Raw genomic sequence first — 22875 nt, forward strand, 5'->3', positions numbered from 1 at the left:
GTCGCCATGTCCGCACAAGCTCCAGCCGCGCCCGGCGCTCCGGGCGCACCGGCGGCGCCGGGTGCGGCCTCCGGGTTCCTGCCGCCCAGCGTCGCCCTGTGCACCGTCGGCCTGGCGATGGCGTCGTTCATGCAGGTGCTCGACACCACCATCGCCAACGTCTCGCTGCCGACCATCGCCGGTAACCTCGGTGCCAGTTCGCAGCAGGCGACCTGGGTCATCACCTCGTTCGCGGTCAGCACGGCCATCGCGCTGCCGCTGACCGGCTGGCTCAGCCGCCGTTTCGGCGAACGCAAGCTGTTCGTCTGGGCCACGCTGGCCTTCGTCATCACTTCGTTGCTGTGCGGCCTGGCACAGAGCATGGGCATGCTGGTGCTGTCGCGTGCGCTGCAGGGCTTCGTGGCCGGCCCGATGTACCCGATCACGCAGTCGCTGCTGGTCTCGATCTATCCACGCGAGAAACGTGGGCAGGCCTTGGCGCTGCTGGCGATGATCACGGTGGTGGCGCCGATCTGCGGCCCGATCCTCGGTGGCTGGATCACCGACAACTACAGCTGGGAATGGATCTTCCTGATCAACGTGCCGCTGGGCATCTTTGCCGCGCTGGTGGTAGGCAACCAGTTGAAGGGGCGCCCGGAGCACATCGAGAAGCCGAAGATGGACTACGTCGGCCTGGTCACCCTTGTGATCGGTGTCGGTGCGCTGCAGCTGGTGCTCGACCTGGGCAACGACGAGGACTGGTTCTCGTCGATGAAGATCGTGGTGCTGGCCTGCGTGGCGGTGGTGACGCTGACGGTGTTCCTGATCTGGGAGCTGACCGACAAGGATCCGATCGTCGACCTGAAGCTGTTCCGGCACCGCAACTTCCGCGCCGGTACGTTGGCGATGGTGGTGGCCTACGCGGCGTTCTTCAGCGTGGCCCTGCTGATTCCGCAGTGGCTGCAGCGTGACATGGGCTACACCGCGATCTGGGCGGGCCTGGCGACGGCGCCGATCGGCATCCTGCCGGTGATCATGACCCCGTTCGTGGGCAAGTACGCCTCGCGCTTCGATATGCGGATGCTGGCTACGATTGCGTTCATCGTGTTGTCGATGACCAGCTTCCTGCGTTCGAACTTCAACCTGCAGGTGGACTACACCCATGTAGCGGGCGTACAGCTGATCATGGGCATCGGCGTCGCGCTGTTCTTCATGCCGGTGCTGCAGATCCTGCTGTCGGACCTGGATGGGCGCGAGATCGCGGCGGGCTCCGGCCTGGCCACCTTCCTGCGTACGCTGGGCGGCAGTTTCGCGGCGTCGCTGACAACGTGGCTGTGGGCGCGGCGTACCCAGGTGCACCATGCCGACCTGACCGAGCACATCTCGGCCTATCAGCCGGGCATGCAGGACCAGGTGACGGCGATGGGGCAGGGCGACCTGCAACATGGCGCGGCGGTACTGAACAACATGATCAACCACCAGGCATCGCAGATGGGCTTCAACGACATCTTCTTCCTGCTGGGCTGGATCTTCCTGGCGATCATCGCGTTCCTGTGGCTGGCCAAGCCGCCGTTCGGCGCGGGTGCGGGTGCGGCCGCCGGTGGCGGGCACTGAAAACTCCCTGGAAACACGTGCTGTATTTTGACCCCGCCGCAAGGCGGGGTTTTTGTTTGTGCAACGCGGGTCGTACGGGCCATGTCGATGGGGTAGTGCAACGGCGCAGGCTCAGCGTGTGCGATAGACGCGTTTGAACACCACCCGGTCGCAGAACAATCGGGAAATGGCCCACATTCCCGCCACAAGTACGGCGCCGCATGTGACCCAGCCGGCAGTGGCCTGCAATCGGCTGCCGACCAGTGCGCCGCAGATGATGGCGGCGACAACGACAAGCATTACGGCCTCCTTCGATGCGCCGTAGTGGGCCTCGGCCTGGCATCCCACGCATACGCGTACGCCGTGGTTCGAGACGGTATGACAGTGAGGGCAGATGATGCTGCGCTGCATTGGTGCGTCCTTGGGGGAAGGGGGCGCTGGTCAGGTCGTGGCGATACACCTGCAACCGGCTCCCGTAAATCTGCCTCCCACCGAAAAGAAATCGGGTGGATCTCGACTAGGAAAAGTACGAATTGAACGGGTAACGTGAAGTGCGGCCCAAAAGGGGGCCGTTCAAGGTCGGGTAACGACGCGCTGAGAGGATGTATGCACCAGCAGGCGACTCCCGGGTGGTGCGAGATACGACAGTCCGAGCGGTAGATGCGATGCCAGGTTCGCCGAACACCGGAAACGAAAAAACCCGCTTTCGCGGGTTTGATCATCTTGAGTCGTGGTGCCCAGGAGAGGACTCGAACCTCCACGGTTTTACCCGCTAGTACCTGAAACTAGTGCGTCTACCAATTCCGCCACCTGGGCGACTCAGGAGATGAATTGTGCGGTACGGCAGAGAGTGTGTCAACAACATTTCACACTTTTTTCTGCGGCTGCACGCCCAGGTGATGCAGCAGGCTGCGCATCGCCGGTGACAGCTGTGCCCACTCGGCGAAACAGGCGCACAGGCGGCGTTGTGCCCACGCATCTGCAAGCGGCACCGCAACGGTACGCGTACTGCGTCGATGCTGGCGCGCAATGGTACGCGGCACGATGCCGACACCAATGCCGTGGCCGACCATGATGCAGACTCCCTCGAAGGTCTTCATGCGGATGCGCACGTCCAGGCGACGCCCGATGTCGCGCGCCTGGTCTTCGATGTAGGTCTGCAGTGCATTGCCATCGGCCAGGGCAACGAAGGTCTCGCCGGCAGCATCGGCGAAGGCCACGCTTGGCCGCGATGCGAAGCGGTGGTCTGCAGGCAGCAGCATCACCAGCGGGTCTTCCGCGACCACATGCTGGTGCAGGCCGGCGGCGTCGACCGCATCACTGATGATGCCGGCCTCGGCCTGGCCAGCGCTGATCGCACGCACGACTTCAGGGCTGGTGCGCTCCAGCAGTTCCACGTGCAGGCGCGGGCGTTCGGCCAGCCATGGCGCGAGCCGCGAGGGCAGGTAGTTGGTCAGCGCTGCGGTGTTGGCATACAGATGCAGGGTGCCGCGCGCACCGTGTGCGAACGCCTGCAGTTCACCGCGCAGCTGTGCCTGCTGCTGCAGGATCAGGCGTGCATGGTGGGCGAGGGCGGCACCGGCTTCGGTCAGGCTGACGCCACGTGGATGCCGGTTCAACAGCGGGGTGCCGGCATCGGCTTCGATCGTGCGCAGGCGTTCGCTGGCCGAAGCCAGTGCCAGGTTCGCCTGGGCCGCGCCGGCCGTGATGCTGCCGGCTTCGGCAATGGCCAGGAACAGGCGCAGGTCGGCGATATCCATCCGCATGTGATGCCCTCATTGCAACGCCTGAGCCTTCGGATCAGCCGAAGGCGTGGCCGGGAAGACCGCATTGTGCGCCGGGTGGTCGGTCGATCCAATGAAGGTATGAATGAATCGATGTACTTCTACGTGCTGCTGGTAGTGGTGTTCGTGCTGGCCGGCGTGGTCAAGGGCGTGACCGGCATGGGCCTGCCGACCGTGGCGATGGGGTTGCTCGGCAGTACGCTGTCGCCGGTGGCGGCGGCATCGATGCTGTTCATCCCCACCTTTGTCACCAATGCATGGCAGCTGTTGTCCGGGCCATCGCTGGGCCACATCGTGCGGCGCCTGTGGCCGATGATGCTGGCGGTGGTGGTGGTGACGCTGGGTTCGGCCGCGCTGCTGGTACGGGTGGATCGCACCTGGTCGCGCGTTGCACTGGGCGTGGCATTGGTGGTCTATGCGGCCTATGCCCTGCTTGCGCCGGTGTTCCGCGTGCCGCAGCGGCGCGAGCGTTGGCTGGGGCCGCTGGTGGGCGCGTTGTCGGGCGTGGTGACCGGCGCCACCGGCGTGTTCGTGATGCCGGCGGTGCCGTACCTGCAGTCGCTGGGGTTGCAGCGCGAGGAGCTGGTGCAGGCGCTGGGACTGGCCTTCACCGTGTCGACGATTTCGCTGACCACCGGCCTGGTGCTGCACGGCGCATTCGGCATCCAGCAGCTGGGGCTGAGTGCGCTGGCGGTGCTGCCGGCATTGCTGGGCATGTGGCTGGGGCAGGTGATCCGGCAGCGGATCAGTGCGCGGGTGTTCCGCGCCTGTTTCCTTGGGTTCCTGCTGCTGCTCGGGCTGGAGCTGGTGCTGCGGCCGCTGTTCTGATGCTGGATTCCGGCCATGAAAAAACCCGCTTTCGCGGGCTTTTCTCATTCTCGACGTGGTGCCCAGGAGAGGACTCGAACCTCCACGGTTTTACCCGCTAGTACCTGAAACTAGTGCGTCTACCAATTCCGCCACCTGGGCGTCGAGGAGCGAGATTATGGGGTGTTGTTATGGAGGTGTCAACACTTTTTCTGGATCCGGGGTCTGATTCCGTTTCGCGTGCGGAACGGGCTCCGACCCCATCCAACCTGCTTGGGGTCAGGGCCCTTTCCTTTGGAAAGAGATCCGACCCCATTGCTGGATTACAGGCAAAAAAAATCCCCGCCGAAGCGAGGAGTTTTTTCGTTGGTGCCCAGGAGAGGACTCGAACCTCCACGGTTTTACCCGCTAGTACCTGAAACTAGTGCGTCTACCAATTCCGCCACCTGGGCGTTCCAGAGGCGCAATTGTGAAGATGAATCCGCAGGCTGTCAACGACTTCCTGAACATTTTTCACGCAAGGCCTTCAAGACGGCCGCTGACCCGTTCTGCACGCCGTCAACGGCTACCATGTAGGGCGATGACTACCAAAAAACCAAGCAAGGGCGGGAGCACCTCCCGCAGCCAGGCCCCGAAGAAGGGCGCCAAGGCGGGCACAGCCCGCGCCACCAAGCCGGGCAAGCCGTTGCCGGGCTGGTTCCCTGAATTGAATGAAGGCGGCGCACCACCGCGTGGCCGCAAGGTCCGCAGTAGCGACGCACCGGGCCCGGCCCCGGGCCGCAAGCTGCCGCCGACCGGCAAGGTGATCGACGATCCCTACGCCGCGCGCGAAGCGGAGAAATACGAACAACCCATCGCCAGCCGCGAGGCCATCCTGGCCCTGCTGGAGCGCTGCGAAGGGCCGCAGACCGCCGAGGAACTGGGCGCACGCCTGGGACTGACCGCACCGGACCGTGCCGAGGCGCTGTCGCGCCGGCTCGGCGCCATGGTCCGTGATGGCCAGCTGGTGCAGAACCGCCGTGGCGGCTTCGCCCCGATCCAGACCCTGAACCTGGTGACCGGCGTGGTGATCGCCAACCCGGAAGGGTTCGGCTTCCTGCGCCCGGTCGAGGGTGGCGACGATCTGTTCCTGCCGCCGTATGAAATGCGCAAGGTGATGCACGGCGACAAGGTGCTGGCCCGCGTGACCGGCATCGACCACCGTGGCCGTCGCGAAGGCAGCATCGCCCGCGTGCTCGAACGCGGCATGACCCGCCTGATCGGTCGCTTCAGCATCGAGATGGGCATCAATTACGTGGTGCCCGACGACAAGCGCGTGCAGCGCAACGTGCAGGTGCCGCCAGACCAGACCGGCGGCGCGCGTGACGGCCAGCTGGTGGTCTGCGAGCTGACCCAGGCGCCGGACAGCCGCCGCCCGCCGATCGGCCGCATCATCGCCGTGCTCGGCGACAAGCTGACCGCCTCGCTGGTGGTGGAGACCGCCATCCATGGCCACGAGCTGCCGTTCGAGTTCCCGCAGGAGGTGCTGGACGAAGCCGCCTCGGTGCCGCTGGTGGTCGAGCCGGCGATGATCGGCGGCCGCGTCGACCTGCGCAGCACGCCGTTGGTCACCATCGATGGCGAGGATGCCAAGGACTTCGACGACGCGGTGTACTGCGAGCCGAATGCCGATGGTTTCCGCCTGGTGGTGGCGATTGCCGATGTCTCCAACTACGTTCGTCCGGGCACGCCGCTGGACGAGGAAGCACAGAAGCGCGCCACCTCGGTGTACTTCCCGGGCTTCGTGGTGCCGATGCTGCCGGAGACGCTGTCCAACGGCATCTGCTCGCTGATGCCGAAGGTCGACCGCATGTGCTTCGTCTGCGACATGCAGATCGACCGCGACGGCCTGGTCACGCATTCCCGCTTCTACGAAGCGGTGATGAACTCGCACGCGCGCTTGACCTACACCCAGGTGTGGAAGGCGGTGGGCGAGGACGATGCCGATACCAAGGCCTGGATGGGTGACCTGCTGCCGCAGGTGCAGCGCCTGCACCAGCTGTACAAGGTGCTGTCCAAGGCACGCGCCAAGCGGGGTGCCATCGAGTTCGAAAGCAGCGAAGTGCGCTTCGTGCTGGACAACCGCGGTGAAGTCACCCAGGCCGGCATGCTGGTGCGCAACGATGCGCACAAGCTGATCGAGGAATGCATGATCGCGGCCAACGTCGAGGCGGCGAAGTACCTGCTGTCGCGCCACGTGCCGGCCCCGTACCGCATCCACGAGAAGCCGCCGGAAACCAAGTACGCCGACCTGCTGGAATTCCTCAAGGAGTTCAAGCTGAGCCTGCCGCCGTGGTCGAAGGTGCGCCCGGGCGATTACACCAAGCTGTTGAAGAAGATCCGTGACCGCCCCGATGCCACGCTGCTGGAATCGGTGCTGCTGCGCAGCCAGAGCCTGGCGATCTACAGCCCGGAAAACCACGGTCACTTCGGCCTGGCACTGGAGGCGTACGCGCACTTCACCTCGCCGATCCGCCGCTATCCCGACCTGCTGGTGCACCGCGCGATCAAGCACGCGCTGTCCGGCAAGTCGCTGGACAAGTTCACCTACAACGCCCGCGAAATGGCTGCGCTGGCGCTGCAGTGTTCCGAGCGCGAGCGTCGGGCAGACGAGGCAGAGCGCGAGGTGGACGAGCGCTACCGCGCCGCGTGGATGGAAAAGCACGTGGGCGGGCAGTTCGACGGCGTGATCAGCGGCGTGACCAGCTTCGGCCTGTTCGTCGAACTGGACGAGTCGAAGGTGCAGGGCCTGGTGCACGTGACCCAGCTGCCGCAGGACTATTACAAGTTCGACGCCACCCGCAAGACGCTGACCGGCGAACGCCGTGGCAGCAGCTACCGGCTGGGCGACCGCGTGCGCATCCTGGTGCTGAAGGCCAGCATGGAAGAGCGCAAGATCGACTTCCGCCTGGTCGAACACAAGGGCGAGGACGAAGGCGATGACCTGCCGCCGCTGCCCGAGCGTGGCAAGCCGGCCAAGCGCACCAAGAAGCAGTATTGATCGGTAGGGCCGAGCCATGCTCGGCTGAACATTCGCGGTGTGCCAACCAAGGTTGGCACCCACCGTATCGGCACCGCTCATCAGGTAGGTGTCGACCTTGGTCGACACGATCTTCCGGAGGAAAGCAGCAATGCAGGGCCAACCCGAATACAGCGGCGGCTGCCAGTGCGGCGCGATCCGCTTCCAGGCGCGCGGCGCGCTCACCGACAGTTCGATCTGCCACTGCCGGATGTGCCAGAAAGCCTTCGGTGCCTACTACGCTCCGCTGGTCTCGGTGCGCGGCGTGCAGTTCAGCTGGACACGCGGCCAGCCGCGCTATTTCCAGTCGTCCAACGTGGTACGCCGGGGCTTCTGCGCCGACTGCGGTACGCCGCTGACCTACGAGGCCCCGGACGGCGTGGCGGTGGCCGCCGGTGCCTTTGACGAACCCGAGCGGCTGCCGCCGACGATCCAGTACGGAGTCGAGCGCAAGCTGCCTTTCGTCGATACGCTGTCCAGCCTGCCGGCCCGTCGTACCGAGGAGGACATCGCGGCCCTGGACTTCCTGGCCACGATCGTGTCCCACCAGCACCCCGACCACGACACCCCGCACTGGCCGCCGCGCACGCGCGGGTAGCGCCGGGCCATGCCCGGCGGCCGTTGGGCTGCCGCAGCACCCGGCCCGCCGATGCTCTACCATAGCCACCCCCTTTCCGGTCCCCGCCCGCATGAGCAAGAACAGCCAGTGGATCGTCGGCGTCAACGCCGTCGCCTCCTCCATCGAGAACGACGCCGAGAACGTCCGCGAAGTGCTGGTCGAGGCCGGTGCGAAGAACCCGCGCCTGACCGAGATCGAGGAAAACGCCCGCCGCAAGGGCATTGACGTGCGCAAGGTGAACAGCCAGGCGCTGGATGGCGTGGGCGGTTCGGTGCGCCACCAGGGCGTGGCCGCGCGCTATGCCGCCGCCCGTACCTACAGCGAGAACGAGCTGGAAGGCCTGGTCACTGCAGCCGAGGGCAAGGCCCTGCTGCTGGTGCTGGATGAGGTACAGGACCCGCACAACCTCGGCGCCTGCCTGCGCTCGGCCGCTGCGGCCGGTGCGACCGCAGTGATCATTCCCAAGGACAAGTCGGCCACGGTCAATGCCACCGTGCGCAAGACCTCGGCCGGTGCCGCCGATCTGATCCCGGTGGTGGCGGTGACCAACCTGTCGCGCTGCCTGAAGGACCTGCAGAAGCAGGGCGTCTGGATCTATGGCCTGGCCGGTGAAGCGACCGCCTCGCTGTACCAGCTGGACCTGAAGGGCAACATCGCGTTGGTGCTGGGTGGCGAGGCCGATGGCCTGCGCCGTCTGACCCGCGAAAACTGCGATGGCCTGGTCAAGATCCCGATGCCGGGCGAGATCGAGAGCCTGAACGTGTCCGTCGCCGCCGGCGTCAGCCTGTTCGAGGCCGTGCGACAGCGCGGTTGATCGGCTGGCGCGACGTGATCGGGGTCAGATCCCTCTCCTACGGAAGAAGGGATCTGACCCATTTTTTTGATCGGAAGGATCGTGTCGACCAAGGTCGACACCTACCAGAGCAGAACCGGATCAGGGCCCGTGCCGACCAACGGCCGGCACCAAGCATCAGCAGCAGATTCCGACAGCTCGCGGAGACGGTCGAGGGCGGGGTGGGTCCGGTGGCAGGGGTGTGAGCCGCATGGATGCGGCGACCAAGCCCCCATGGACGGGTTCACGGCGTCCCCTGCCACCGGACCCGCCTCGCCGTCCCACAGGAAGCCAGCTTTTGACGTTGACGTTGCCGTTGCCGTCGCTTCGGCGGGTGCGGGGCGCTGCCCCGCATCGCCTTACCCCGCGCTGCCGCCCAGCGCCTTGAACAGGGTGACGTCGTTGTTCAGCTGCCCCTGGCGCACGCGTGCCAGCGACAGCTCGGCGTCGCGCCGGGTCTGCTGCGCTTCCAGCCAGGTCCGTAGATCGGTGGCACCCACGCGGTAACGCACTTCCTGTGCGCGCTCCACTTCCACCGCCTCGTCATACGACGCCTGCGAGGCGGCTACCTGGCGCACCAGCTGCTCGCGGGCCGACAGCGCGTTGTCCACTTCCGAGAGCGCGGTGTAAAGCGTCTTGCGGAAGTTGGTGGCGGCGATCTGGTAGGCGGTGCCGGCGATATCGGTATCCAGCTGCGCGCGCTGCAGGTTGAGGAACGGCAGCGACAGGCCCGCGCCCAGCGTGGCCACCGGGTTGCGCAGCACATCCCCCAGCGAGGTCGCACTGGAGCCGAGGCTGCCGGTCAGGCTCAGGGCCGGGTAGTACTGGGTGGCGGTCACCTTGATGGTCTTCAGGCTGTTGCGCAGGCGCAGTTCGGCCGCGCGCAGGTCGGGACGGCGGCCGAGCAGGTCGGTCGGCAGGCCTTCGCTGATGCCCGGGCTGTGTGCGCCCAGCAGGTCCTGCGGTTCGTCCTGCTGCGGCCACGGCGTGCCGTCCAGCAGCACAGTCAGGGCGTTGCGCACCTCCACCCGCTGCTGTTCCAGCGCGCTCTGCGCCGAGCGCTGCGACTGCAGGTTCTGCAATGCCTGGCGAACTTCCAGGCGCGATACCGCGCCGGCCTCGAAGCGGGCCTGCACCAGTTCGCGGGTGCGCTCCAGGCGCTCCAGGTTGGCCTGGCCGGTGGCGATCGACTGATTGAGGTAGGCCAGGTTCCAGTACTGGGTGATGGTGTCGCCGATCACAAGCAGCGCGGTGTTCTGCCGGTCTTCCTCGCTGGCCTCGGCTTCCCAGCGGGCGATGTCACGCTGGGTGCGCAGGCGGCCCCACAGATCGACCTCCCAGCCCAGCGAGACGCCAGTGGAATAACTGCGGCGCCAGTCGTCGGCCTGGTCGGTGGCGCGGCTGGTATTGCCGCTGATGCCGGACGACGAAGGCTGTGGCCACAGCGCGTTGCTGGCCAGCCCGGCCTGCAGGCGCGAGCGTTGCACGGCCAGGCCGGCGGCAGCGAGGTCGCTGTTGGCGGCCAATGCCTGCGCTACCAGGCGGTCCAGCCGCTCATCGCCGAAGCCGGTCCACCAGCTGTCCTGGCGAATGTCGCGGCCGGGGGTATCCAGGCTGCTGCGCGGGTCGTCGGCCGGTGCATTGAGCGTGGCATCACCACGCCCGTAGGTGGCCGCCACATCGGGATCGTGCACGGGATAGCGGCCGACCGACGCACAACCGGACAGCGCGAGCAGGACGGCGCCGGCCAGCAGCAGGCGCGAGGGAGCAGGGAAGGGTAGTCGGGTCATCATCTTCATTCGCGGGCCAGGGCCTCCACCGGGTCGAGCTGCGCGGCATTGCGCGCGGGCAGGAAGCCGAACGCCACGCCGATCAGCGTCGAGCAAGCGAATGCGGCAACAATCGAGGCGGTGGAGAACAGCACCTGGAAGTCACTGGCGAAGCGGCCGATCATCGAGCCCAGCAGCAAGGCCAGGCCGATGCCGAGCACGCCGCCGAGCAGGCACACCAGCACCGCTTCGATCAGGAACTGCTGGCGGATATCACTCTGCCGCGCGCCCACGGCCATGCGCACACCGATCTCGCGCGTACGCTCGGTCACCGACACCAGCATGATGTTCATCACGCCGATGCCGCCGACCAGCAGCGCGATGGCGGCAATGGCGCCGATCAGCAGGGTCATCGTGCGCGTGGTCTGTTCGATGGTCTCGCGGATCTCGGCGCTGTTGCTGAGGAAGAAATCCTCGGTGCCGTGGCGCAGGGTCAGCAGGCGGGTGATCGCTTCCTGTGCCGCATCCATCGGCGTGCTGTCGTCCACGCGCACGGTGATGCTGGAGACGTGGCTCTGGCCGAGCATGCGCGACATCACCGTGGTGTACGGCACCCATACGCTGAGGCTGGTGCTGCCACCAAAGCCGAAGCTCTGGCGCTTGGCCACGCCGACCACGCGTGCCGGCACGTTGCCGAGCAGGATCACCTGGCCGACCGGATCGACATCGGGGAAGAACTGGGTCTGGGTGTTCTCGTCGATCACCGCCACCTGGCCGAGGCCCTTCACTGCGTCACTGTCGAAGAAGCTGCCACTGAGCAGGGTCACGCCCTTGACCCGGAAGAACTGCTCGCCGACACCGCTGACCTGCGCGGTGGACGACTGGTTGCGGTAGCGCGCGGTGACCGAGGTCGATACGCTCGGGGTGGCGCTGTCCACGTAGCTCTGCTTGGCCAGGGCATCGGCATCGCTGGCCTTTAGGGTCTGCACGCGCGCCGACCGCATGTCGCCGAAGCCGCGGCCGGGATAGACGTCGATGGTGTTGGTGCCCAGCGCACTGATGTTCTGCAGGATCTGCTGCTGCGAGCCATTGCCCAGCGCCACTACCGACACCACCGAGGCGATGCCGATGATGATGCCGAGCATGGTCAGGAAGGTACGCAGCCGATGCGCGTTCATGGCCAGCAGGGCCATGCGGAAGGCCTCGGTGAAACGATCCCGGGCCGCCCGCCAGCTGTTGCCGTGGGCAACGCCGGTGCTGGCTTCGCGCTGCGCACGGTAGGTCGGCGCCTCCGGGTTGGCGCGGTCGGCGATGATCTCGCCATCGCGGATCTCGATGATGCGCTGCGCGTGCTGGGCCACGCTCATGTCGTGGGTGACGATGATGATGGTGTGGCCTTCGGCATGCAGTTCGCCGAGGATCGCCATCACTTCCTCGCCGGATTTCGTGTCGAGCGCACCGGTGGGCTCATCGGCCAGGATCACCTCGCCGCCGTTCATCAGCGCACGCGCGATCGAGACGCGCTGCTGCTGGCCGCCGGACAACTGGCCCGGCTTGTGGTGCATGCGATCGCCCAGGCCCAGCCGCTGCAGCAGCTGCTCGGCGCGCGCGTTGCGCACCGGGCCAGGGCTGCCGGCATACACCGCGGGTACTTCCACGTTGCCACGCGCGTCCAGGTCGCCCAGCAGGTGGTAGCGCTGGAAGATGAAGCCGAAATGCTCACGGCGCAGTTCAGCCAGTTCGTCCGGCTCCATCCTGCCGGTTTCGCGGCCGGCCACCTGGTAGCTGCCGCGGGTAGGGCGGTCGAGGCAGCCGAGGATGTTCATCAGCGTCGACTTGCCCGAGCCGGACTGGCCGACAATCGCCACCATCTCACCGGCGTGGATGTCGAGGTTGACGTCACGCAGCACGGCGATCACATCGTCGCCGGCCGGGAATTCGCGTCGCAGGTCGCGCAGGCGCAGCAGCGGCGCCGTCGTGCTCATCGGCGCGGACCCATGCCCGGGCCGCCGACCCGCATCTGCATGCCGCCACGGGTCCCGCCACCGGCACCGGCCGCAGCCGCGTTGGCCTCGCCGACCACCACGCGCTCGCCTTCCTTCAGCCCGGACAGGATCTCGGCCGAGGCGCCGTTGTTGATGCCGACGGTGACCTTGCGCGGCTGCGGCTGGCCCTTGTCGTCCAGCACCCGCACCATGCGCTCATCGCCACGACGCTTCGGCCCCAGCGCCACCGCTGGCACCATCAGCACGCCCTTGGCCTGCTTGAGCAGTACCGAGACCTGCGCGGTCATGTCGATGCGCAGCGTGCCGTCCGGGTTTTCCACGTCGAACAGCGCGTTGTAGTAGACCGCGCTGCTGGAACTGGAGCTGGACGAACTGCTGGAGCTGGACGAATTCTCGTTGGCGATCGAGGCCGGCGCCGGATTGATCTGGCGCAGGGTGGCGTGGTACTTGCGGTCCGGGTCGCCCAACGTGGTGAAGTACACCGGCATGCCGGCCTTGATCTTGACCACGTCGGCCTCGGAGATCTCGGCGTTGACCGTGACCACGTCCAGCCGCGCCAGCATCACGATGGTGGGCGCGGTCTGGTTGGCGTTCACGGTGCGGCCTTCCTCGGCCACCACCGCGACCACCGTGCCATCCATCGGCGCGGTGATGCGGGTGTAGGCCAGGTTGGCGCGGGCGGTGCCCAGCTCGGTTTCGCGGCCCTTGATCTGCGCCTCGTAGGACTGCAGCTGGGCGCGGGCGGTCTTCAGCTGCGCCTCGGCGGCATCGAATTCCTGGCGCGAGGTGGCCTCGGCGGCCAGCATCTGCTGCTGGCGCGCGAACTCCAGTTCGGCCTGGCGCAGGGTGGCCTGCTGCACGGCGCGCTGGGCGGTGACCTGGTCCAGCGAGGCCTGCGCGTTGAGCACCTGGTTCTGCTGGGTGGTGGCGTCGATCTCGGCGATCAGGTCGCCTTCCTTCACCGTGTCGCCCAGCTGCACCTTCAGCGACTTGATCTGGCCGGAGGCCTGCGCACCGACGCTGACCAGCTTGTAGGCGTCGATCACGCCGGTGGCGTCCACGGTCTGCTCGATGTCGCCGCGGCTGACCGGCGTGGTCGCTACGGCCGGGGCGGCGGGCCTGCGCAGCAGCCACCAGGCGGCCACGGCAACAATCAGGGCAAGCAGGGCGATCAGTATCAGGCGACCCCGGCGGGTCGCGGGCAACAGGCGGAACGTCACGTCGTGGCTTCACTCTCGGGGCCGCACGGGCGGCGTTGGTGGGCATTGTGAAGACCGGGCGATGGGCCGCTCAATCCTCGGGGTATGTCTCTATGTAACACTGTCGGTGAATACGCGTAACCACGGGTATCCCGCCCGCGGCTGGATACACTGGTACGCATTGCCCCGGATGCGGTTCAGCTGCCGACACGGGATGATCGCGACATGGAGACTGAAAACACGATGCATCGACTGCTGATCGTCGACGACGACAACGACATCCGCACCCTGCTGGCCGAACAGCTCGGCCGTGCCGGCTACCAGGTGAGCACGGCCGCCGATGGCACCGCCATGCGCCAGCTGCTGGACCGCGAGCACGTGGACCTGATCGTGCTCGACCTCAACCTGCCGCGCGAAGATGGCCTGACCCTGTGCCGCGACCTGCGCGCGCGCTCGAACACGCCAGTGATCATGCTGACCGCGCGCGCCGAGCCGATCGATCGCGTGCTGGGCCTGGAAATGGGTGCCGACGACTATCTGGCCAAGCCGTTCGAACCGCGCGAGCTGCTGGCGCGCATCCGCAACGTACTGCGCCGGACCGAGGCGCTGCCGGCCAACCTGGAGCCGCTGGCGGTGCGCCGCGCGCGGTTCTCGCGCTGGGTGTTCGACCTGGAGCATCGCCACCTGGTGGACCCGGACGATCGCGTGGTGGTGCTGTCCGGCGCCGAGTTCCGCCTGCTGCGGGTGTTCATCGCCCATGCCAACAAGGTGCTGTCGCGCGAGCAGCTGGTGGCGCTCAGCAGTGGCCGCAACTACGAGGCGCAGGACCGCGCGATCGACCTGCAGGTCAGCCGCCTGCGCAACAAGCTGGGCGATGATGGTGGTCCGGATGGCCTGATCAAGACCGTGCGCAACGAAGGCTACGTGCTGGCCTCCTCGGTGAACCTGGAATAGGCCGTCATGAAGCGCCTGCGCCATTTCCTGTCCTCGATGGTCGGGCGGTTGTTCGTCATCCTGCTGCTGGGCATGAGCGTGGCTGCGATCGGCGCAACCATGCTGGCCACCTCCAAACGCCAGCAGGAGTTCGAGCGGCAGAACCTGAACCGCATTGCCGACCGCCTGCAGGGTTACGTCAACCTGCTCGATGGCAATCCCGAACTGCGCGAGCGCCTGCTCGAGGTCGGCGGGCCCAGCGTGCGTGCGCTGCAGCCCGGCGCGCGCCTGGGGCGGGCGGATACCGCACTGATGGAAGTCCTGGATGACCGGCCCGGCCCGGTGTCGCGCGCGCATGTGCACTTCACCTCGTTCCGTTCCTGCATTCCCAAGCTGCAGGACCTGCTGCCGCCACCGCCGCCGGGGCACCGGCGGCATCCGCGCGAGCGCGATCCGGCCTTCATTCCGCCCAAGTGCCGCGCGGTCGATGTGACGCTCAACGACGGTACGCTGCTGAAGCTGGCGCTGGATTCGCCGGCGGTGGCCCACAACGGCATTCTGGCCGTGGACCCGTGGTTCCTGACCCTGCTGGTGCTGGCCATCGCGGTGCTGGCCTACATCGTCGCGCGCATGGCCAGCGCGCCGCTGCAGGAGCTGGCGGCCGCCGCCGAGGATCTCGGCGACGATCTGCAGCGCGATCCACTGCCATTGCGCGGGCCGCGCGAGGTGCAGCGCGCCGCCGAGGCCTTCAATGCCATGCAGCACCGCCTGCAGCGGCACCTGGCCGAACGCACGCAGATGCTGGCGGCGATCACCCATGACCTGCAGACCCCGTTGACCCGCCTGCGCCTGCGCCTGGAGAACGTCAGCGACGAGGTGCTGCGCGAACGCCTGATCGGCGATCTGGCGGCGATGCAGGCACTGGTGCGCGAAGGCCTGGAGCTGGCCCGCAGCGCCGAGAGCGCCGAGCAGCGCGCCGCGCTGGATCTGGATTCACTGCTGGAAAGCATCGTGGAAGACGCCGCCGAGGGCGGTGCGGATGTGGTCTTTGAAGGCGGCACCGGTGCGGTGCTGATGCTGCGCCCGCTGGCCATGCATCGGCTGTTCTCCAACCTGGTGGACAACGCCGTGATGTATGCCCACCGCGTGCGCGTGCGGGTGGAGCGCAGCGGCGGCGCGATCACGGCGATGGTGTCCGACGATGGCCCGGGCCTGGCGGAAGATCAGCTGGAGGCCGTGTTCGACCCGTTCGTGCGGGTGGAAACCTCGCGTTCGCGGGAAACCGGCGGCGCCGGGCTGGGCCTGACCATCGCGCGCGCGCTGGCCGAGAAGGATGGGGCGCGGCTGTGGCTGCGCAACCGGGCCGAAGGCGGACTGGAGGCGGTCGTGCAGTGGCCGGCCAGTGCACAGGTGACGCCGCCGGGGCGCGCGGGCTGAGTCTTCGCGGCTGGCGATGGTGACGCCGTGGGCCGGGTTTGGCCTATCATCTGCGCATCTTCCCAGTTTCCCCCCGATGAGCCAGCCCGTTCCCGCCGGCATGCCGTTCCGCGCTGCCCGGCAGTTCCCGCATGCTGCCAGGCCCGGCAGCCCTGCCTGGCCGCCGCCGCTGCACTGATGGCCGGACAGGGGGACATCGGGCGCTGGGCGGAGCGCTGCGGATCAGATATCGGTCGATGGCTGCGACAGGGCCTGCTGTGGCTGCTGCTGGCACTTGCAGTGCCGGCGGCAGCGCAGGAGGGGGCACCGCCACTGCGCGACTACGCCATCGATGTGTGGACCTCGCGCAATGGCCTGCCGCACAACTCGCTGCGCGACATCGCGCAGACCCCCGAGGGGCACCTGTGGTTTGCCACCTGGGAAGGCCTGGTGCGCTACAACGGCCTCGATTTCACCGTGTTCGACCGCAGCACCCGCCCGGGGCTGCGCGACAACGGCATCGGCGCGCTGTTCGTCGACCGCCAGGGCGGATTGTGGATCAGTGATTCGCGCGGCAACGTCAGCCACCGCGGCAACGACGGCCAGTGGCGTGTCTGGGAGCACCAGGCCGATACCCCGCAGGTACTGATCCAGTCCATGCAGATGGACAGCCAGGGCCGCCTGTGGCTGCTGTATGAAGGCAAGGGCATCGGCTATCTGACGCCGGACACCGGCATCGTCTACCAGGCCCCGGCCGCCGACCTGCCGATGGCGATGAGCTTCACCAAGCTGGTGGTCGATGCGCAGGACCGGGTGTGGGTCGGCACGCTTGACGGGCTGGTGCTGCGCGACAACGACGGCGTGCTCAAGCGCGCGCCCGCCGCGTGGGGCCTGGGGGCCGGCACCGGCCTGTCATGGCCGTACCGGGCTCCGGATGGCGCGCTGTGGATCGTCGCTGGCGAGCGCCTGTACCGCGTGGAGGATGATCAGCTGGTGCTTGTGCACCGGTTGCCGGGACAGCTGCACATGACCTCGATGCTGCAGGACCGGCACGGCGACCTGTGGCTGGGAACCGAGAACCAGGGCCTTCTGCGGATCTCGGCGCATGGTCTGGAACGATTGCCGGCCGGCCTGAACCTGCCAGGCGGGCGCGTGGTCAGTCTGCGCGAGGATGCCGAAGGCAGCATCTGGGTGGGGGCCAACGGTGGCCTGTACCGCCTGCGCGAAACATTGTTCAGCAGCTACACCGAGCGCGATGGCCTCAGTGGCGACTATGTGCGCACGGTGCTGGAGGACCGCGACCGCCAGCTGTGGGTCGGCAGTGCCAGTGGCCTCGATCTGCAGACGCCTGATGGCCGCTTCCGCGCGGTTCCCCTGCACAACCGCGGTGGCAAGGCGCCATCGGTATTGAGCCTGGCGCAGGGGCCGGACGGCGACCTGTGGGTCGGTACGTTCGGCGATGGCGTTTACCGGCTGGGCCGCGATGGCAGTCTCCGCCACAACTATGCGGCGGCCGACGGCATGCCGGGTGGCAACATCCGCGCGATCAGTGTCGACCCGCGGGGCAGGGTCTGGGCGGGTACGCAGAAGGGCGTGGTACGCATCGACGGCGACCGGGTGCAGGTGCCGAATGCCCCGGGCATGCCCGGTGGTCTCATCACCGCACTCGAGCATGACCACCAGGGCAACCTGTGGATCGGCACCATCGAGGGCATCCGCGTGCTGCGTGGCGACCACGTGCAGTCGATCGACCTGGCACCGATGGGCGGGGGGCGCAGCGTGTTCGGCTTCCATCAGCTGGGCGATGCGATGTGGGTCAGCAGCGACCGCGGCCTGTACCGCTGGCGCGACGGAAAGCTGGCACGCGTCGGCCTGGAGCAGGGCATGCCGGTGGATGCGGTGTTCCAGCTGGTGCCGGACCGCCTGGGCAATGTGTGGATCAGCAGCAACCGCGGCGTGCTGCGCACCGACATGGCCACCCTCAACGCCGTGGCCGATGGCCGCGCACCGCGCGTAGTGGTGGAGCGCTACAACGAGATCGACGGCATGGCCAACGCACAGGCCAACGGCAGCTCCGGACCATCGGCGATCCTGCGCCAGGACGGCACGTTCTGGGTGGTCACCGCCGGTGGCCTGAGCACCGTCGACCCGCAGCGCCTGCAGCGCTTCCGTGAGCGCCCATCACCGCCGGCAGCGATCGAGAGCGTGCAGGTGGATGGCGCACCCGTGCATTGGGAAGGCCCTGATCGCAACTACATCCCCGGCGGCCGACGTCTGGCGGTGAGCTATGTAGGCCTGAGCTACCTGATGTCCGACCGGATCCGCTACCGCACGCGGCTTGATGGCCTGGATGCGGGCTGGGTCGAGCGTGGCCCGCAGCGCAGTGTCGAGTTCGTCGGCCTGCCGCCGGGTGACTACACCCTGCACGTGTCGGCGGCGCATCCAGGTGGGGCCTGGGGCCAGCAGGAAGCCGTATGGAGCTTCACGGTGGAGCCGTTCTGGTGGCAGCGCCGCAGCGTGCAGCTGCTGGGCGGGCTGTTGCTGCTGGTCGGGCTGGTTGTGCTGTACCGCCTGCTGCTGCAGCAGCTGAAGGCCAGCAACCTGCGCCTGGCACGGCGGGTGGATGAAGCCACCTTTGACCTGCAGGCCAAGACCGTGCACCTGCAGGCGCTGAACCAGGAAAAGACCGAACTGGCCGAGCGCCTGGCACGCCAGGCCGAGGCATTCGAACGGCAGGCCCGCGAGGATGCGCTGACCGGCCTGGCCAACCGCCGTGCCTTTGATGAAACCCTGGCCCGCGACTTCGCGCGTTCGCAGCGCAGTGGCCACCCGCTGTGCCTGGTGGTGCTGGATATCGACCACTTCAAGGACGTCAACGACCGCCACAGCCACAGCATCGGCGATGCCGTGCTGGTGCAGGTGGCGCGGTTGATCGCCGCCGCCAGCCGCGACTCGGACCTGCCCGCGCGCACCGGAGGCGAGGAGTTCGCGCTGCTGCTCAACGACACCCGCCTGGAAGAAGCCGCGCAGCTGTGCGCGCGCCTGCGCGGCCTGTTCCATGACCACCCCGACTGGGCCGGCGTGGCGGGCCTGCGCGTGACCTTCAGTGCAGGGCTGGTGGAACTGGATGCCGATGACCGCACCCCGGCGCTGCTGTACCAGCGCGCCGACCGTGCGCTGTACCGCGCCAAGAGTGACGGCCGCGACCGCACGAGCATCGGTTGATCACATCCACGCGTGGCGTGGATCTACTGGAGTGCCGTACCAACTGGCGGTGCCGACCAATGGTCGGCACCCACCAAAGAAGTGACCCACCACAGAGGTCGTCGGCAGCCCCCCAACGAGCGCAGCGACCCGCTGTTGCTCCTGCTTTTCTGATCTTTCCGTGGCGCCCAGCAACGTGTCCGTGGCTGGACGGGTGGGCTGCGCAGGGGCGTGAGCCGCATGGATGCGGCGACCGAGCTTACATGGACGTACTTGCAGCGTCCCCTGCGCAGTCCACCCGTCCGGCCCAACCGATGATTCGCTTCACGCCACGAGGGGCTCCGCCGTTGGCTGCGTTACCGCGGCCAGGCGTTGGCGATGGTGCAGAACAGCCGCGCGGTCTGCTCGGTGTCATACACCGCGCTGTGCGCTTCGTTCGCATCCCAGCCCAGCCCGGCAGCCGTGGCTGCACGCGCCAGCACCGTCTGCCCGTAGGCGATGCCGGCCAGGGTGACGGTGTCGAACACGCTGAACGGATGGAACGGATTGCGCTTGTGGCCGGTCCGGGCCACGGCGGCGTTGACGAAGCCCAGGTCGAAATGGGCGTTGTGCCCGACCAGGATCGCGCGCTGGCAGCCGTACTTCTTCATCGCTGCGCGGACCGGGGTGAAGACGTGGTCCAGCGCGGCCTTCTCTTCCTTGGCCAGCCGGAACGGGTGGTCGAGGATGATGCCGGTCACTTCCAGCGACTTCGGGTCGATCTCCAGGCCCTCGGCCGGGACCACGTGGGCACTGGCGGTCTGGCCGGGGTAGAGCAGGCCGTTCTCGTCCATCTCGATCGGTACCGCAGCGATTTCCAGCAGCGCGTTGCGCTGGCTGTCGAAGCCGCCGGTTTCCACATCCACCACTACCGGCAGGAACCCGCGGAAGCGTTGTGACATCGCGCGCTGCGCCTGGGGTACTGCGGAATCGGGAGCGGCGGCAGGTGCGGGAGTGGGGTCAGTCATGCGTGAATTCTAGCAGAGCGATCCTGAGCGCCCGGCCACGCAGCCCATGCCAGCCACCGTGGTGGCACCCGGTAGGTGCCAACCTTGGTTGGCACACGACGCGCCGACCAAGGTCGGCATCTACCGGACTGCGGGCCGTGCCGTCGTGCCCGATGGCTGCCACCGTGCCAGCCACGCATCCACGCTCAGCCTGCCGGCACCGGTGAACAGCAGCGGCAGCAGCATCGCCATGAACAGTACCGGCAGCTTGAAGTTGCCAAAGCCCTGGTCACTGATGGCATATCCCATGGCGAGGTCGCCCAGCGAATGCCATTCCATCGGCCAATGCACTGCATACGTCGCCACCACGGTCAGCACCAGCAGGCTGGCGGCGGCAAAACGGGTGCCGAAGCCGACCAGCAGGCAGGCCGCCCCGATCAGTTCGAACCAGGTGGCGAGTTGCCAGTTCAGGCCGGCCGGCAGCTGGTCGAACGGGAACGGGAAGGCGTCCTGCAGGTCGGCAAACCAGTTCTGCCCGTGCAGCTTCTCGCGGCCGGATTCGAAGAATTCCCAGGCCAGCAGCAGGCGCAGGCCGAGCGGGGCCAACCAGGGGGCGAGACGGTCCAGCTGGCCGCGCGCGGCGGCCAGGAGCGGAAGGTTCATCGGTGGATCTCCGGTGGAAGGGGCGTCAGGGTGGGGATGCAAGCGGGCCGATCACACCGGCCTGCAGGAACTGCTGCAGCAGCGCGGCACCGGGTTCGGCCAGCGCATCCTCGGCCAGCCCATGTGCAGCAGCCAGCTGCTGCAGGTAGATATGCCCTTCCTGGCCAGGCTGTTCACCGATGCTGGACAGCAGGTACACCGCCAGCGGGCTGAGCGTGGCGAACCGCACCTCGCCGTCGGCATCGCGGCGCACAAGAAGGCCCGTCGGCTCGGCGGGTGGCTCGGTCGGTGCATCCTCGGCGCCGAGGCGGTGCACCGGCCACTGGTACAGCAGCGGCCACGCCAGCGGCGAGCGCTGCAGCGGCACCCGCAGCGGGTCGATGCCGCCAGGCGCAGGAAGTGGCTCGGCCTGCAGCTGGTACAGCGCGGTTTCCACCCACTCGTAGTGGGCCAGCTCGGCCAGCGCCGGGTGTGGCAGCTGCGGCTGCGCCTGCAGCCATTGCACGAACTCAGCGGCCAGTTCGGTGAACAGCGGGGTCTGGCAGCGGTGCATGCTGAAGTAGTGGCGGACCAGCGCGCTCCAGGTCGGTTCACCGAGCAGGCGCACGCAGACCGGGAAGCCGTTGCTCAACAGACCGAGCAGGTTGTTGAACAGCAGCCGCTGGTACACCGCCACGCGGCGCGGTTCGAGCCCGGCGGGTGAGGCCACCGCCTGTGGATCGCGCAGGTGTGCGGTGAACGCGTGCTGCTGCGCACGCAGCGTGGCGGGGGCATCAGCCATGCGGGGCCTCCGCGTGCGCGGCCTGCAGGCGGCGGATGGTCTGCAGTTCGCCGCGCAGTTCGGCGTAGGGTGGGAAATTGAAATCGCGCTCGAGCAGGGTGGGGCGAGCGCCGATGCGCGCATAGGTGCGTGCCAGCAGCTCCCAGACCGGGTCGATCACCGCACTGCCATGGGTATCGATTTTCAGGTCCGGCGCTTCATCCAGGTGCCCGGCCACGTGCAGGCAGACGATGCGGTCTGCGGGCAGGCCGGCGATGAACGCGTCGGCGTCGTAACCGTGGTTGCAGGCATTGACGTAGACGTTGTTGACGTCCAGCAGCAGATCGCAGTCGGCCTCGGCGAGCACGGCATTGGTGAAGGCCAGTTCGTCCATCGCCGGCTCCGGCGCCAGGTAATAGGACACGTTCTCCACCGCGACGCGGCGGCCCAGCAGATCCTGCACCTGACGGATGCGTGCGGCGGTGTGGCGCACTGCTTCATCGGTGAACGGAATCGGCAGCAGGTCGTACAGGTGGCCGTCGTCGCTGCAGTAGCTCAGGTGTTCGCTGTACAGCGGCACGCGGTGCATCTCCAGGAACTGGCCGACCTGCTCCAGCAGCCGGGTATCCAGCGGCGCACTACCGCCCAGCGACAGGGACAGGCCGTGGCAGCTGAGCGGATGGCGCTGTGCCAGCTCGGCCAGCGCATCCCCGGCGGGGCCGCCGACATTGATCCAGTTTTCCGGCGCGCATTCGAGGAAATCGAAGTCGTCCGCCGGTGCATCACGCAGGTCCTGCAGCAGCGCCCGGCGCAGCCCCAACCCGGCGGCCGCCGCACGAAGCGGCGACCGCGGGTTGACGGCGCTGGCGCGGACCTCAGTGCTTGCCACCGCACTTGCCTTCGCCACACTTGCCTTCGGCCGCCTTCTTGTCGCCGGTCTTGGCCTTGGCGCCAGCGGCCGCACCGGCAGCCTTGCCCTTGTCAGCACCGCACTTGCCTTCGGCGGTCTTGCCGTCGGCACCACACTTGCCTTCGGCATGCTTGGTCGCGTCAGCGGCCATCCTGGTGTCGGCGGCCTTGGCGTCGGTACTGGCCTTGGCTGCCTGTCCGGCCACCAGGTAGCCTTGGGCGAGGTCGCTCATGCTCAGGGCCGAGGCACTGGCGGTCATGCCCAGGCCGGCGGCCAGGGCGGTAGCAGTCAGCAGGGACAGGGTCTTGTTGGAACTGCTCATCGGTCTTACTCCTGGGTGGTGGGCAGGTGCCCGGG

General features: G+C 67.5%; 18 protein-coding genes and 3 tRNA genes. 8 read left to right on the forward strand and 13 right to left on the reverse strand.

Going from position 1 to position 22875, the window contains the following annotated elements:
* Positions 1-6: 6 nt before the first annotated feature.
* Positions 7-1593 carry a multidrug efflux MFS transporter permease subunit EmrB gene (gene emrB / locus AC5P57_RS02870; protein WP_099551084.1) on the forward strand — a complete coding sequence of 529 codons (1587 nt, stop codon included), beginning with the start codon at positions 7-9 and terminating at the stop codon, positions 1591-1593.
* A 111-nt stretch (positions 1594-1704) separates the two neighbouring features.
* On the opposite strand, the gene AC5P57_RS02875 is transcribed toward emrB, so the two are convergent.
* The 3 genes from AC5P57_RS02875 to AC5P57_RS02885 form a co-directional block, all read right to left on the reverse strand.
* Positions 1705-1983 carry a hypothetical protein gene (locus AC5P57_RS02875; RefSeq protein WP_099551085.1) on the reverse strand — a complete coding sequence of 93 codons (279 nt, stop codon included), beginning with the start codon at positions 1981-1983 and terminating at the stop codon, positions 1705-1707.
* Between the two features lie 320 nt (positions 1984-2303).
* Positions 2304-2388, reverse strand: a tRNA-Leu gene (locus AC5P57_RS02880).
* Positions 2389-2438: 50 nt separating this feature from the next.
* Positions 2439-3338, reverse strand: a complete 900-nt coding sequence (locus AC5P57_RS02885) for a LysR family transcriptional regulator (RefSeq protein ID WP_262236232.1) — start codon at positions 3336-3338, stop codon at positions 2439-2441.
* Positions 3339-3437: 99 nt separating this feature from the next.
* Between AC5P57_RS02885 and AC5P57_RS02890 the strand changes: the two genes are divergently transcribed.
* Entirely contained in the window at positions 3438-4184 is a 747-nt protein-coding gene (locus AC5P57_RS02890) for a sulfite exporter TauE/SafE family protein (protein WP_099551087.1), read from the forward strand.
* Between the two features lie 56 nt (positions 4185-4240).
* Here the strand turns inward: AC5P57_RS02890 and AC5P57_RS02895 are convergent.
* A tRNA-Leu gene (locus AC5P57_RS02895) sits at positions 4241-4325 on the reverse strand.
* A gap of 205 nt (positions 4326-4530) precedes the next feature.
* Positions 4531-4615 (reverse strand) — tRNA-Leu (locus AC5P57_RS02900).
* 128 nt (positions 4616-4743) lie between these two features.
* Here AC5P57_RS02900 and rnr point away from each other — a divergent pair.
* From rnr to rlmB, 3 genes are all read left to right on the forward strand, one after another.
* The gene (rnr, locus tag AC5P57_RS02905; protein WP_262236233.1) at positions 4744-7203 is read left to right on the forward strand and encodes a ribonuclease R; all 2460 of its coding nucleotides are present in this window, start codon (positions 4744-4746) and stop codon (positions 7201-7203) included.
* 130 nt (positions 7204-7333) lie between these two features.
* Positions 7334-7819 carry a GFA family protein gene (locus AC5P57_RS02910; RefSeq protein ID WP_099551089.1) on the forward strand — a complete coding sequence of 162 codons (486 nt, stop codon included), beginning with the start codon at positions 7334-7336 and terminating at the stop codon, positions 7817-7819.
* 91 nt (positions 7820-7910) lie between these two features.
* The gene (gene rlmB, locus AC5P57_RS02915; protein ID WP_005408775.1) at positions 7911-8654 is read left to right on the forward strand and encodes a 23S rRNA (guanosine(2251)-2'-O)-methyltransferase RlmB; all 744 of its coding nucleotides are present in this window, start codon (positions 7911-7913) and stop codon (positions 8652-8654) included.
* Between the two features lie 377 nt (positions 8655-9031).
* Here the strand turns inward: rlmB and AC5P57_RS02920 are convergent, their stop codons facing one another.
* The 3 genes from AC5P57_RS02920 to AC5P57_RS02930 are packed head-to-tail and all read right to left on the reverse strand — an operon-like array spanning position 9032 to position 13667.
* Positions 9032-10471, reverse strand: coding sequence for a TolC family protein (locus AC5P57_RS02920; protein WP_262236234.1), 1440 nt, complete (start codon positions 10469-10471; stop codon positions 9032-9034).
* Positions 10468-12426: a MacB family efflux pump subunit gene (locus AC5P57_RS02925; RefSeq protein WP_099551949.1), complete on the reverse strand. Its 1959-nt coding sequence runs from the start codon at positions 12424-12426 to the stop codon at positions 10468-10470. The genes AC5P57_RS02920 and AC5P57_RS02925 overlap by 4 nt, the downstream gene beginning before the upstream one ends.
* Positions 12423-13667: an efflux RND transporter periplasmic adaptor subunit gene (locus AC5P57_RS02930; protein ID WP_099551948.1), complete on the reverse strand. Its 1245-nt coding sequence runs from the start codon at positions 13665-13667 to the stop codon at positions 12423-12425. Before AC5P57_RS02930 ends, AC5P57_RS02925 begins: the two co-directional genes overlap by 4 nt.
* Positions 13668-13871: 204 nt before the next feature.
* Between AC5P57_RS02930 and AC5P57_RS02935 the strand changes: the two genes are divergently transcribed.
* The 3 genes from AC5P57_RS02935 to AC5P57_RS02945 all read left to right on the forward strand — a co-directional run bounded on the left by AC5P57_RS02935 (position 13872) and on the right by AC5P57_RS02945 (position 19220).
* Entirely contained in the window at positions 13872-14600 is a 729-nt protein-coding gene (locus AC5P57_RS02935) for a response regulator (protein WP_005408779.1), read from the forward strand.
* Between the two features lie 6 nt (positions 14601-14606).
* Complete coding sequence (locus AC5P57_RS02940) at positions 14607-16016, forward strand: ATP-binding protein (RefSeq protein ID WP_262236236.1); 1410 nt, start codon at positions 14607-14609, stop codon at positions 16014-16016.
* A 177-nt stretch (positions 16017-16193) separates the two neighbouring features.
* Entirely contained in the window at positions 16194-19220 is a 3027-nt protein-coding gene (locus AC5P57_RS02945) for a ligand-binding sensor domain-containing diguanylate cyclase (protein ID WP_262236237.1), read from the forward strand.
* 335 nt (positions 19221-19555) lie between these two features.
* Here AC5P57_RS02945 and rnt read toward each other — a convergent pair whose 3' ends face one another.
* From rnt to AC5P57_RS02970, 5 genes are all read right to left on the reverse strand, one after another.
* Positions 19556-20206, reverse strand: a complete 651-nt coding sequence (rnt, locus tag AC5P57_RS02950; RefSeq protein ID WP_430542893.1) for a ribonuclease T — start codon at positions 20204-20206, stop codon at positions 19556-19558.
* 120 nt (positions 20207-20326) lie between these two features.
* Complete coding sequence (locus AC5P57_RS02955) at positions 20327-20848, reverse strand: HvfX family Cu-binding RiPP maturation protein (RefSeq protein WP_142807616.1); 522 nt, start codon at positions 20846-20848, stop codon at positions 20327-20329.
* Positions 20849-20873: 25 nt separating this feature from the next.
* Positions 20874-21629 carry an HvfC family RiPP maturation protein gene (locus AC5P57_RS02960; protein ID WP_142807617.1) on the reverse strand — a complete coding sequence of 252 codons (756 nt, stop codon included), beginning with the start codon at positions 21627-21629 and terminating at the stop codon, positions 20874-20876.
* Positions 21622-22497: an HvfB family MNIO-type RiPP peptide maturase gene (locus AC5P57_RS02965; protein ID WP_262236238.1), complete on the reverse strand. Its 876-nt coding sequence runs from the start codon at positions 22495-22497 to the stop codon at positions 21622-21624. Before AC5P57_RS02965 ends, AC5P57_RS02960 begins: the two co-directional genes overlap by 8 nt.
* A complete protein-coding gene (locus AC5P57_RS02970; RefSeq protein ID WP_099551943.1) occupies positions 22484-22840 on the reverse strand; it encodes a hypothetical protein in 357 nt (118 codons plus the stop codon). Before AC5P57_RS02970 ends, AC5P57_RS02965 begins: the two co-directional genes overlap by 14 nt.
* Between the last annotated feature and the right edge of the window lie 35 nt (positions 22841-22875).

The organism is Stenotrophomonas sp. YJH_SMC_79 (assembly GCF_059367995.1).